This is a genomic window from Rhodococcus sp. LW-XY12 (assembly GCF_019317345.1).
Taxonomy (GTDB): Bacteria; Actinomycetota; Actinomycetes; order Mycobacteriales; family Mycobacteriaceae; genus Rhodococcus; species Rhodococcus pyridinivorans.
This window is the reverse complement of record NZ_CP079227.1, coordinates 35,357-48,607: the sequence shown is the minus strand read 5'-3', so window position 1 is coordinate 48,607 and position 13,251 is coordinate 35,357. Positions and strand designations below refer to the sequence as shown.

The window sequence follows — 13,251 nt, the reverse complement described above, 5'->3', positions numbered from 1 at the left end:
ACGTCCCATGTCATCGTTCCTCAACGTATCACACTACTATGATATCACTTTGGAGTGATATACGGGGATGATCGGTTCGACGAACCCCGCGAGGTACTCGTACGGATCGCCGTACCGCCGTACCGCCGGTCACCGTCTCCGCGGACCCGGTACGGGCCGGGCGCCGATGAGGCCACCCCCGCATCGGTCCGGGCTCTGCCGGCCTGCGGACGTGTGCGGACCGTGGCGCTGTCGGCGCCCTGGTGTAGGCACAGCTGGACGATGAGACGGCGGATGTGCCTGACACCCACCGAGGCAGGGGGATCGAATGGTTGTGCTGCTCACCTTCAACGTGCTCGGAATCCTGGCCGCGCTCTTCTGTGCGTACAGGTCGTATCGCCGTTACGGCCGCCCGGTTCGGGCGGTCGCGGCCGGCGTCGGAGGGCTTCTTGTTCTTCCGCTGATCGTCGTGGCGGCGGTCGCTGCGGCCGCTCCCCGGGCATCGCGGACCGGGTAGTGGAACGGCGGGTAATCGCAGTTCAGACCGCATTTCGAGCACAGTGATCGACTAGAGTCGATCTTGAAACGTTCCCGGAATCGGGGGGAGTTCCGCCCAGGGTCGGGCGCAGTCGAGGAGGTCGCGTGGCGGACGAGAACGCCAACCAGGACACGTTCGGAACCGAGGATCAGGGAGGACACAGTGGCACCGCAGAGCGAGGAATTCAAGGCGCAGGTCGAGGGAATCGACCTGACGATCGCGGTCGAGACCAGGCGGATTCTGGTCGAGTGGCTGGGGATCGACCCGGCGACCGAGCAGGAGCGGATCGACCGGGAGGCTCTGCGCCTGCAGCAGATGACCGAGGACGCGGCCGAGCAGTTCGAGCAGGCGACCCCGCCGGCCCCGGACGCGACGTACCGGGACGCGGTCCGCGCCAAGGAAACAGCGTGGCGGGCAGCGCGGGAGATGGTGCTGGAGAACGAGCTGTATCCGCAGGTGACACCCGAGATCCGGGAGTCGTGGGAGCGGTTCGAGGAGTGGGCCGACCAGGAAATCGAGAAGGACTGGGAAGCCGCCCGGACAGCGCAGGACCCGGATCGGTGGCGGACCCGGAACGTGAAGCCGAACCCGGCCGCGGGGCGAGTAGTGGAACGGGTGTGGCTGGCGAAGCCGGGATGGTTCCTGTCGCTGGCGGAGGCACTGATCGCGCAGCGGATCGAGGACAACCAGCCGGTGCCGATGACCTCCCGCGATCCGCTCGCGGACGAGCTGGCGGCACTGATCGAGGACGAGATGCGGCGCAACCCGCCGCAGGACCAGGATCTGCCGTTCTGATCCAAGCGCAGTGGGCGCAAGTTCGCGATGAACTGTTCGGCCTGCGTAAACAGGGCGAGAAGCTCGGTGATCGCCTGGCCAAGGCCGCAAAGGCCCTGGCCACGGCCCAGGAACGCGGTCTCGATCGCGGTATCGACATCAACGGCCAGCGTGTCACCACGCTCACCGAACGACTCGACCGTCTGCGTGGACAGTGGCGGGAGCTGCGGGCGCAGGAGAACCGGCTGCGCAACGAGCTGCACGCTCTGGGCATCGACCCGGAGGCTGTTCCCAAGCAGACGGTGCGCGAGGTCGCGGCCGCGCAGCCGGCCTGGCGTGAGCATCCCGCGACCGAGCGGCAGTTGCGGACCCTCGAGCGTCTGGCAGCGGAGACGAACGTGCCGTTCGTGCTCGACGAAGGCATCACCAAAGGTCAGGCCCATGATCTGATCGCGGCGATGCTGGCCGGCAACCTGCCGCTGGCGCAATTCACCGACCGTCCCGCGGGGCCGATGTTCCTCCCGGCCGCGGCACCGGCCGAGCCGACACCGCAGGCCCCGGCCGCTGCCGAGGTGTCCCGGAACGAGGAACCGCAGGTCGAGCAGGCTCGGCAGCCGCGGCCGCGGATCGATCCGCTGGCCGAGGTCGAGCGCCGGTTGCTCGAGCGCCTCGCCGAACCGGACGCCGAGGCCGATACCGCCGCGAACCCGCAGATCAACACCGCCGCACAGTTCCTGTCATGGGCGGAGGGGCATTTCAAGGTCAAGGCCCAGGTCGCCCTCGCCGATCTGATGGCCGATCGGGACTCGCTCACCGACGAGATGTTCCTGGTGTGCCGGGCGATCCTGGCGGATCCGAAACGCTGGGGCGAACTCGGTCACCGGGCTGCCGAAGCATACTGGCAGGCCCGCACCGGTGAGCCGGTGCAGCACCCGGTCACCGCCGAGGTCACCGACACGATCGTCGACGCCCGCGCCAGCGAGGACCGCGCGATCGAGGAGGACTTCCTCGACACCACTCAGGCGGTTCTCGACACCCAGGAGCCGGCCGAACCCGCCACCGCCGCCCAGCGCAACGAGCAGGTCGAGGCGGTGCAGGACGGCATCGACCAGGCCGCCACGGTCGAAGTCGAGCAGTGGTGGGCACGGGGCCGCGCCGCCTACAACCCGGCCGACCCGCTGACCCTGCCGCAGCCGGACACCGATCCGCAGGTCGCCGCTGCGATCAAGGCGGTGCGCAGCCGCAAGGCCCGCGACGAGATCCGCAGCCAGTGGTTCGCCGGTGTCGAGCAGGGACGCCGCGAGGCCACCGCCGAGGAACGCCAGGCTCTGGTCGCCGAGGTCGCCGTCGATCCCAGGCTCATCGCCACGGTCGAGGGCCGGCGCCCGGACTACCTGCCGGCCGTGGCCCGTTCCGAGGCCCAGAGCCTGATCGCCGAAGCCGCCCGCGAGGCATCCCCGCTGCGGCAGGCCGCAGCGAAGGTTCTGCTCGAGCACCACCCGCTGCCGGCCGAGCTGTACGAGCTGGCCTATGCCGAATGGGAGCGCATCCACGGCCCCGAGCTGACCTGGGACCAGGACACCGCGGCGGAGTGGACGGCGTGGATGACCATGCACGCCCGACGGGACCCGTTGCTCGGATCGTGGGCCGGGCTGCCGATGCACACGCGCACCCCGATCATCGAGCTCGGCATCGAGACCGCGTTCGAGGTCATGGCCGAGGAACGCCCCGATCTCGTCGCCGCCACCGCGGGCATTCCCGCCGAGCGTCTCGCTGCGGAGATGCGCGGGAACATCATCCCGAACCTGCCCCCACCCGAGCCGTCCGATCTTGCCGCTCTGTTCGGTGACGGGGCCGCATACTGCGCCTTGCGGTTGAACGACCGCCCGAACAGCAAAGTCAGCTACTTCCCGATCCGGGGCTGGGATTACACCCTCGACGGGGGCGGCACCTCCGTCACCTGCGGCCGCAATGCACGGGCGGCGATCGGGGCGCTGCTCGACGCACGCACCATCGAGATCCCGGAGTGGATCGAACGTGCCTACCGGCCCTACGCCCAGGCCCGCGCCACCGTGCTGACCAGGGCGATCGCCTACGCCCGGAACAACGAGTTCTACCACGCTGCCGCCCGTGCGGACCTGCTGTGGAAGTACAACGAAACAGGTACCTTCGTTGCCTCCCACTCGCTCCTCGAGGACGTGCGTAGCGGCATCCTCGACCAGCTACGCAGCGATTTCCCGGCCGAGACCGCACTGCTCGACAGCTACGGCATCGATCTGGACTGGACCCTCGACAACGACGTGGACCCGAAGGTCCTGCGTGACATTCGGGCAGCCGGGGACGACCTCTACAGCCTCACCCCCACCGACCTGACCTTCGCCGGGGCTGGAGATGTGGTCCTCGGTGACCCCGACGGCCGACACGTCACAGTCCGCTCCGGGTGGGCACCGAACAGCAGCGAGCACATCACCTACGTCGATGGCCAGCCCCGGCCCGAGCTGACGATGCGGGACGCGATCGCCGACGCCCGCGCCGTGCTCGCCGCCGAACGCGACGGTGAGCAGCTCGACCCGGACCACACCGCCGAGTCCGAAGCCCAGCTCGACACCGACACCGACACCGAGGCAGAACCGCAGGTTAGTGAGGAGGCCGAACCGCCCTCCCCTCGAGTCGTAGCGCCTGCGATCGACGACGCAGGCGCGGTGATCTTCGAAGAGGTCGAACTGGCTCCCACCGAGCCATCGGACCCGGCCCCTGCCGCCCCTGCCGCCGATGCGCCCGCGACCGCGTGGGTGCTCACCGATCCCCTGATGGTCGGCCCCATCGGGCCGGTCGCCGCGCCGACCCCGGCCCCTGAACCTGCCACGACCACCGACGCGACCCTGGCACCGGACGCGGAGACGACCGCCGAGCCGGACACTGCCGCCCCGACCGACGAGGCGGCGCAGAGCGCCCCGGCCCCGGACACCAATGAGCTGGTCGTTCCCGAAACCGAGTACGGCGAACCGCTGTCGAGTCCCCTGTGGCGGGACACGAGCCAGTTGGTGCGGGTCCGCAAGGAATCCGGCGCACACGTGTGGGTCTCCCGCGCCACCGCCGCCGAGTACGCCGCCGCTGCCGGCGTCGAACCACAGACCGCCGTTGACCAGCCACGACCCGGGGCCACATCTGCGGCTGCGGCCGAGACCCAGGCCGAGCAGTCCACCACTGTCACCGAGACCGGCGAACCGGCCCCAGATGCCGCTGCCGATGCCGCTGCCGATGCCGCGGCCGCAGCACAGCCCGCCGTTGACCAGCTACGACCCGGGGCCACCGCCGCGGCCGCGGCAGTGCGTGCAGTGCCGCCGACCGTCGAGGCGCAGGACTTCGCACTCGGTACCGAGGTGCTGGTCCCGTCCGGGGCGAAGGCCCGGGCGCGGGCGAACATCGCCGCCCTGCGTCTGGTGCGCCGGCTCGAGGAGCAGCAGCGACCGGCCACCGCCGACGAGCAGGCGGTGCTGGCGCGGTGGTCCGGGTGGGGAGCGGTCCCGGAGGTCTTCGACAACCGCGCGAAGATGCTCGCGCAGTGGGGCGACGAGCACGCCGCTCTGCTCGATCTGCTCGGGGACAAGGGTTTCGCGCAGGCCCGCCAGACCACCCTCAATGCCCACTACACCGACCCGGCGATCGTCGCCGAACTGTGGCGGGCGGCGGCGCGAGCCGGATTGCCCGACGGTGCGGTGTTGCTCGAACCGGGCTGCGGGGCCGGTCATTTCGTCGGCACCGCCCCGGAGAAGGTGCGTATGGTCGGCGTCGAGATCGAGCCGATCAGCGCGAAGATCGCCCACTACCTGTATCCCTCGCAGCAGATCCGCAACCACGGCTTCGAACGCAACTTCGCCCCGGAGAACACGTTCACCGGGGCGATCGGCAACGTCCCGTTCGGCAAGTTCGCGCCCGTCGATCCGATCCACAACCCGGGCGGTCTGGCGATCCACAACCACTTCATCGCCAAATCCCTCGACCTGACCGCGCCCGGGGGCTATGTCGCCGTGGTGACGAGCATGTTCACCTCGGACGCCAAACGCGCCGAACAGCGCGCCGCGATCACCGCGAAGGGTGATCTGATCGGGGCGGTGCGTCTGCCCACCGGCGCGTTCGACCGGCAGGCCGGCACCGACGTGGTCACCGACGTGCTCATCTTCCGCCGCCGCGAGGACGGAGCCACCCTTACCGAGGACACCCTCGAATGGGCACAGCCCGCCGTGCAGGTCGCCGCGATCGACGCCAAGACCGGCGAGACCACGCGGACCTGGATCAACCCCTACTTCGCGAAGTACCCGGAGCGGGTGCTGGGCACCCTCACCGTCGGGGGCGGCATGTATGCCGAGGGCTCGCTGCGGGTCACCGCGCACACCGGCGCCGCCCTGGCCGAGCAGCTGCGTACCCAGCTCGATCCGCTCATCGACCGGGCCGTCGCCCGTGGTCTCGGGTTCACCGCCCCGGCCCCCGATCCGGCCGCGGCCTCGGCGTTCACCACGCCGGGGTTGCGCACCGGAGCGGGTCTGGACTCGAACGAGGTGCTGCCCGGTGCGATGCGGTTCCACGAGGCCGAGAATCGCTTCGAGCAGTTCACTCTCGGCCGCGGCTGGGCCGAGGTCGGCTGCCGCGGCAAGGATTTGGCCGAGCAGTGGATGGTGCTCATCGCTCTCGGGGAGACGGTGATGGAGCTGTCCGAGGCCAGCCGCTCCCGCACGCATACCGTCGCCGACCGTGACGTGCTCCGGGGCCGGCTGAACTCGCTCTACGACGGTTACGTGCGCCGGTGGGGGCCGCTGAACCGGTTCAAGCTCACCGAGCCGACGCCGCTATCGGAGGACAAGATCGCCGCCCGCCTGGACAAGGCGATCACCGAGTGGCGGATCAAGACCGGCCGCGACGAGGCTATTGCCGACGGTCTCGACCCGAAGGATGCCGGACCGTTCGAGGGGTCGATTCCCGACGAGGTGCTCGAGGAGCTGCGCGAGAAGGCGGCCGAGCAGCCGCAGCCGCGGCGCTATTTCGCGCATCTGCAGGGCGCGATCGCCCGCGATCCGCGGCTGGGCATGGTGCTGGCGATCGAGAACTTCCAGTCGCGCTTCGACGGCAGCGAGGCGGTGGCGACCAAGACGGCGATCTTCACCGAGGACACCACCCCGTTCAAGGACAAGGCCACCGCCGCCGCCGACCTCGACGAGGCGTTGGCGATCTGCTTCGACGAACTCGGGCACATCGCCCCGCACCGGGTGGCCGAGCTGTTGAACCTGTCCGTCGAGGACACCCTCGAGGGGGCCCAGGGTCGGATCTATCCGTCCCTGCACGCCGATGACCAGTGGGAACTCGCCACCGTCGCGTTGTCCGGGCAGGTCCGCGACAAGCTCGCCCTCGCCCGGGTCAAGGCCAACCAGGATCCCCGCTACGCCCCGCTGGTGCAGGCCCTGGAATCGGTGGTGCCGGCGGATGTGGACCCCGCCGACATCGGGGTGCGCATCGGCGCGACCTGGGTGCCGATCGAGGACTATCGGGCGTTCCTGGTCCAGGAGTTCGGGCTGCGCCCGGACCGGCTCACCGTCGAGCACGACGAGATCAGCGGCAGCTGGGAGATCTCCACCGACCAGAAAAGCCGCCACGAGTTCTCCAGCGGCTATCCCGACAAGTACGGCACCGGCCGGCTGCCCGGGGTGAAGATGTTCGAGCTGCTCGCCAACAACAAGCCCATCCAGGTCACCAAGACCGCCGACGAGCTGGAACGTTCCCCGAAGCCGCGGTTCCACGTCAAGCTCACCGAACAGGCCCACGCCTCGGCGAATGCATTGGCCGAGCGGTTCGAGAAGTGGCTGTGGGAGGACGGCGACCGCTATCTGCGCCTGGCTGCCACCTTCAACGAGCGCTACAACTCGTTCGTCAAACCGGTCCACGACGGACGCAGCAAGTCCTTCCCCGGCCTGAACCCGAAATACACGCCCTACGACTACCAGGCCGCCGCGGTGCAGCGGTTCCTGCACGACGAGACGATCCTGCTCGACCACGTGGTCGGAGCCGGCAAGACCCTGACGATCACCGCCTCGTGCATGGAAGCCACACGTCTCGGGCAGATCCGGCAACCGTGGATCGTGGTGCCCAACCACCTGCTGGCGCAGTGGTCGGTCGAGGCCCGCGACGCCTACCCGAACGCCAACATCCTCGTCGCCTCCGAACTCGACGGCCGCGATGACCGGCAACGCTTCGTCGGGCAGACCGCGGTCGGGGACTGGGATCTGGTGATCGTGCCGCAGTCGGTGTTCGGCAAGATCGCCATGCGCCGCGAAGCGCAGATCGAATACCTCGACAGCGAAATCGCCGAACTGCGGCAGGCTCTCGACGCCGCCAACAGCCAAGGAGCGGAGTTCACGGTCAAGCAGATCGAGAACGCGATCAAGGCCGCCGAAGGCCGCATCGAGAAGATCATCGAGGCCAAGGCCACCGACGACGGGCTGACCTTCGAGCAATCGGGCTGCGATTTCCTGTTCGTCGACGAGGCGCACGACTACAAGAACCTCACCCGCCCGTCCAACAGCGCCGACCTGTCGGTGCCGACCGGCTCCCAGCGCGCCACCGACCTGGAGATGAAAGCCAAGTACCTGCGGGAGAAGGCCCGCGCCCGGGGCGTCGAGCAAGGGATGGCGCACGCGCCGGCCAAGGCGATCGCGTTTGCCACCGGCACCCCGATCACCAACTCGTTGTCGGAGATCTGGGTGATGATGAAGTACCTGCGCCCGGACCTGCTGCACGCCGCCGGCCTGGGGCGCATCGACAACTGGGCGGGGACCTTCGCCAAGCCGGTGTCGGTGGCGGAGATGAACGCCACCGCCACCCGCATCCAGATGCGCACCCGCATGGCCGAATACGCCAACGTCCCCCAGTTGGTGGCGATGTTCGACCAGTTCCGGGACGTGGTGACCGCCGATCAGATCCCGGTGCGTCTACCCACCCTCGACGGGGGAACGCCGCAGATCGTCGAGTTCGACATGGGCCAAGACGCCATCGATGCGATGGCCGACCTGGACGTGCGCATGAGCATGATCCAGGGCGATCGGATGGACCTGGACAACAGCCTCAAGATTGCCACCGACGGGCGCAACCTCACCATGCACCCCTCGCTGGCGAACCTCGCCCCACCGGAGCCGGAGCACAGCCGTATCGAACACGCCGCCGACCTGATCTGGCAGGTCCACCGCGGCCACGCCGACCTGCACATCCCGGCCGACAAGTACGGCCCCGAGATGACCGGGGTGTTCCAGCTGGTGTTCTGCGACCGCGGCACCCCCAAGGCCGGCGCCGGCCCCCGATCGCGCAACCTCTACACCGAGCTGCGCGACGCCCTGGTCGCTCGGGGCATGCAGCCCGAGGAGATCGCGTTCATGCACGACTACGAGGGCCCCAAGGCCAAAGCCCGACTGGTGCACGCGTGCGCCGACGGGCGGATCCGGGTGCTGCTCACCTCCACCAAGAAGGGCGGCACCGGCCTGAACGTCCAACGGGCGCTCAAGCAGATGATCAACCTCGACCCGGCGTGGACGGCCGCGGACATGGAACAACGCCTCGGCCGCATCATCCGCCAGGGCAACGTCCACCAGAGCGTCCGCGTGGTCAACATGGTCGCCCGCCGCTCCTTCGACGCGATGATGTACCAGTACGTGGCCCGCAAATCGAACTTCGTCGCCATGATCCGCAAGGCCGACGTGCCCCCGACCATGGAGGACCTCGGCGGGGACCTGACCGTCTCGTGGGCGCAGAGCAAGGCCGCGGCCACGGGTGATCCGGTGTTCGTCGCGCAGGTCGAGGCCGACCAGAAGGTCGCCGAACTCGAAGCCCGCCGCGATGCGGTGCTCAACGCCAACGCTGCCAGAGGCGCCGCGATCCGGGCCTTGAGCAAGTCCATCACCACCGACGAGACCCGGCTGCCCGACGTCCGGGCGATGGTCGACAAGCTCGCCGCGTGGAACAGCATCGACGACCGCGCCACGAAGATCTGGCACTTCCCCCACGCCGCGATCCCCGACTCGGAAACCGCCGAGCTGGCCGACGCGCTGCGAGGATCGTTGATCCGGCTCGAGGAGGAAGTGACCCGCAGCAACGACAAGGTGGTCTTCGGGGCCATAGGCGGTGTGCCCCTCGAACTCGGCTACACCCAGGTCCTGGGCCAGTTCTACGTCTGTGTCGGCGAGGAGATCGCCTGGTACGACCGCGATCGGTTCCTCAACGCGGTCGAGAAAGCCAGTGGGGCGCAGGGGATGCTGACCACCCTCCGCAATCTCGCCGAGAAGGCGGTCCGGCAGGTGCCGGTCATCGAGGCAAGGATCGAGCACAACCGGGGCCGGCTCGCCGACGCCGAGGCCGAGCCGGAACTCGAGTTCACCGCGACGGCCGAACTCGAGGCCGCGAAACTGCGGGCCGAAGAGCTGCGGCTCGAGGTCAACGCCCGCGAGAACTCCCCCGACGCACTGCGCCGAGCCCGCGAAGACCGCGAGCGTCGGGCCGCGGACGGGCAGTACCCGCAGTGGACCCTCGACCTGAACCCGACCGATGCGTGGGCCGCAGAACGCCAGATGAGCAAAGAAGACCTCATCGCCTCGGTCCCTGCGCGCATGGCCGCCGCCCGGCAGGAATGGCTCGCCGGGGCCGAGCAGCGCGAAGCGGGTCGTAAGGCTCAGCCGTGGGTGGCCCTCGACGAGACCGAAGCGCTCTGGCAGTACGGCTTCGACACCGACAGCGGCCGGCCCGGCGCCCGGGTGTACTGGGACGACCGGCAGTGGCACTGGGAAGCCTGGGACGGCGACGGCTCGACAGGTCGCGACGCCATGAATACCCGCGGTGAAGCCTTCAGCACCGCCGCCCTCGCCGCCGACAGCTTCGCCGCGGCAAGGCGGATCCCCTGTGAGGACCTCCATCAGGCCAGCATGGAGTGCCGCGAACACCTCGAATCGGCTGCCGCGATCGGGGAAGCCCCCGACGTCATGGTCGAGCCGACCGAGACGGTGGAGCCCACCGACGCGATCGTGGAACCGACCGAGACGGTGGAGACGGCTGCCGAGGACACTTTCGAGCTCGACGACACGCTCGCGCAGGGATTGCATGCAGCAGGCGACGTTCGCCCGCTGCGCAGGCGAGATTCCCACGGCGCAGGGCCGGAACAGCAGCAGTACACCGACCCGATGCAGCATTTCGAAGCCGGATACGAAGGTGGATACGAAGACGACCGCGCCGTCTGAACACCTCTCTAGGCTCAAGACCGCTGTCCAGCCTGCCGCTCGTTGATTTTGCCCTGGCGGGGGCAGGTCTGTGGCGTCGTAGGACAACCCCAGTTACGCGAAACCCAGGAGAAGTACATGGCGAGACCCAGCACGCTCTGGCACTACACCGACGCTGGAGGACTGCTCGGAATCCTCGGTAATGATTGCGCACCCCGAGATAAGAACATCGTGGGTCCGCAGAGCTGCAGGCCATCGTTCCGCGCAACTGCAGTCGAGTACCTCAACGACAGCCGTGAACTCATTCACGGCCTGGAGATTCTCAGAAAGGAGGTACTACTCCCCAGAGCCGACGAGCTGGATGCACTCGATTACCGACCTCACGAGCCTCACGATGTTGCAGATGCTCCGAACAAAGCGAAGTTTCTGCGTACGCTGTGCGCGACTATCGAGGAGATCGAAAACCGCACCTATGGCAGTCACATCCACTGCTACATCACGTCATTCTCGGAACATCCGGACAGGCTCAGCCAGTGGCGCGGCTATTGCGGTGGCCTCGACGGATTCGCGATCGGAATCGACCCGATGAAGTTGCCGAAGACACCGGAAATAAGCATCGAACCGGTGCGGTATGCAGACCGCCTCGGGGTCTCTGAACTGACAAAACTGCGGGTCATCCACTGGATGCGCGGGCTTCTTTCCGGCACCGAGGCTCCCGAGGCGAGTCCCGGCATGCTCGACAAGTGCGTCCGAGAGCTGTCCCAATACGCCACGCAGTTCAAGCACAAAGGCTTTGAAGAGGAAGGCGAGTGGCGCATCATCCACCTCAGCTACAGCGAAGGTGGGTCGTACCGCAGCCGCGGGGCGCAGCTCATCCCGTTCACAACCTGGTCAATGCCTGCCGATGCCGTCGTCGGCGTTCGTGTCGGCCCCGGCCCGAATCAGTACGAGAACTACCTGGCAGCTCAAGGCGCGCTTCATGCACTTGGTTATCCCGTTGCGGCGAAGAATCTGACGAAGTCCAGTACGCCCTTCCGCTAAGCGCTGAGCATGATTCTGTGGTTACTCCCGCCGCTCCCTGGGTGATGCGCGAAGGGCACAGAGTCGATCTGAGCGGCTGTACGGGTGTGCCACATGCCGGCGAGGCCGGATACAAACGCGGACTCGAAGAAGACGGCCGCCCTATCCGACAGCGCCCATAAACTCCACACCACCGGTGGGGCAGGACATCACCGTCCTGCCCCACCACCACCGACCAGGGGGAACCTGTGACACCACGAAAGACCGAAGCCGAAGCCCGCGCCGCCGTCGCCGCGATGGAACCGATCATGGCCATCGAAGGCCGCGAGATGAGCGAGGCCGACAAGGAACTGCTGGTCGAACTGATCCAAGGAACCACGACCATCGAAGAAGTCACCAAGATCATGGCTCGCGAAGCCGGCTACGAGATCGACTGACATGGCCCCGCGCTACTCCCGCGAATGGCTCGACTACTTCATCCCCGACACGGTCGACTGGCACCCGGACGGAATGCCCGACACCAGCCGCGCCGTGATGAAAAGCCTGGTCCTGCGATCGGAGAAATGGCCGCACGGCATCCCCGACGCCGACCTGCTGCACCGCACCGAAGGCGTCATCAGCTACCTGCGCATGCAGGAGCTGGCCGACGATCCGATCCCCGGCCGGTTCGACCTGCCACACTTCCAACGCATCCACCACCACCTGTTCCAGGACGTCTACCCCTGGGCCGGCCAGTTGCGCACCGCACCATGGGACTGGCCGATGGTCAAGATGGGGCCGGACGTCGCCGCCGTGCGCGCCGGCGGGCGCCGCGTCACCGAGATCCGTCACGCCTACTTCACAGCCCGCGACGTCCCCGAAGCCAGTACTCTTGTCCTCGAGCGCATCGCCGCCAAGGACAACCTGCGCGGACGAGGCCGCGACACGTTTCTCGATGATCTGACCAAGGTGTGGCTGCGACTGAATCACGTTCACAGCTTTCGTGAGGGCAACACTCGTACCCAATTCGCGTTCTTCCGGCAGCTGTCCGCCGAGGCCGGCTACACCCTTCACACCGACCGCTTCATCGCCGTCAAGAAAGCCGACCTCGCCAACAACCCTCTGCTCGGAGACCTCCGCGAGCAATCCGTCTGGGGGCGCTTCGAGTACATGCAGACCGGCGACACCCGCCTGATGCGCGAGGTACTCGACATGGCGATCACCGACGCCGGCGACCCGCTGCCCGTCGGTCCGATCATCGACCACGGCGTCGATCTGCGCGCCCTCGCCGCCGCGACCCTCGGCCACCCCCGATCACCACGAGCGATGGTCGACAGCGCACCCTCACCTGATGGAGACCCCACGAACGCCGTCGTCACCGAACCCGGTCGCACCCACCAGCACGGCCGTGGCCTCGGCTTCTGATCGAGGTGCACGGAATTCAGTGGTCCAGCTCGAGGCCGTAGTGCTGTTGTTCGGGCCGGAAACCTTCCTGCCGGTGGCGGTGGTCGGGGTTCGGTGCACCGTCGCCCAGCATCGACGTCGCCCGCCGAGGATGGGCCGTCGACGCCGCAGACAAGGCGGCGAGCCGTCTGTTACGTCCTGCGGGCGTGCTCGAATCCTACTGGACAACTCAGGCATTCGATCCGTATGGGCCATGGGAGCCGGGCGCCGGTGGTGTGGCCGGATCGGCGACGTAGGGGTAGCCGTAGC

6 protein-coding genes are annotated in these 13,251 nt (G+C 68.0%); all 6 read left to right on the top strand.

All coding sequences use genetic code 11. From position 1 onward, the window contains the following. Window positions 1–307 precede the first annotated feature (307 nt). The 6 genes from KXC42_RS25660 (at window position 308) to KXC42_RS25635 (ending at window position 12,963) form a co-directional block, all read left to right on the top strand. On the top strand, window positions 308–496 hold the full coding sequence (locus KXC42_RS25660; protein WP_219130633.1) for a hypothetical protein: 189 nt from the start codon (window positions 308–310) through the stop codon (window positions 494–496). A gap of 183 nt (window positions 497–679) precedes the next feature. Further along, window positions 680–1,312: a hypothetical protein gene (locus KXC42_RS25655; RefSeq protein ID WP_219130632.1), complete on the top strand. Its 633-nt coding sequence runs from the start codon at window positions 680–682 to the stop codon at window positions 1,310–1,312. 95 nt (window positions 1,313–1,407) lie between these two features. Continuing rightward, complete coding sequence (locus KXC42_RS25650; protein WP_219130649.1) at window positions 1,408–10,560, top strand: helicase-related protein; 9,153 nt, start codon at window positions 1,408–1,410, stop codon at window positions 10,558–10,560. Between the two features lie 117 nt (window positions 10,561–10,677). After that, window positions 10,678–11,580 carry a DUF2971 domain-containing protein gene (locus KXC42_RS25645; RefSeq protein ID WP_219130631.1) on the top strand — a complete coding sequence of 301 codons (903 nt, stop codon included), beginning with the start codon at window positions 10,678–10,680 and terminating at the stop codon, window positions 11,578–11,580. Window positions 11,581–11,807: 227 nt separating this feature from the next. Beyond that, window positions 11,808–11,996 (top strand): hypothetical protein, encoded by a 189-nt coding sequence (locus KXC42_RS25640; RefSeq protein WP_124259140.1) that lies wholly within the window; start codon window positions 11,808–11,810, stop codon window positions 11,994–11,996. Between the two features lies 1 nt (window position 11,997). After that, on the top strand, window positions 11,998–12,963 hold the full coding sequence (locus KXC42_RS25635; protein ID WP_219130630.1) for a Fic family protein: 966 nt from the start codon (window positions 11,998–12,000) through the stop codon (window positions 12,961–12,963). The last annotated feature ends 288 nt before the right edge of the window (window positions 12,964–13,251 follow it).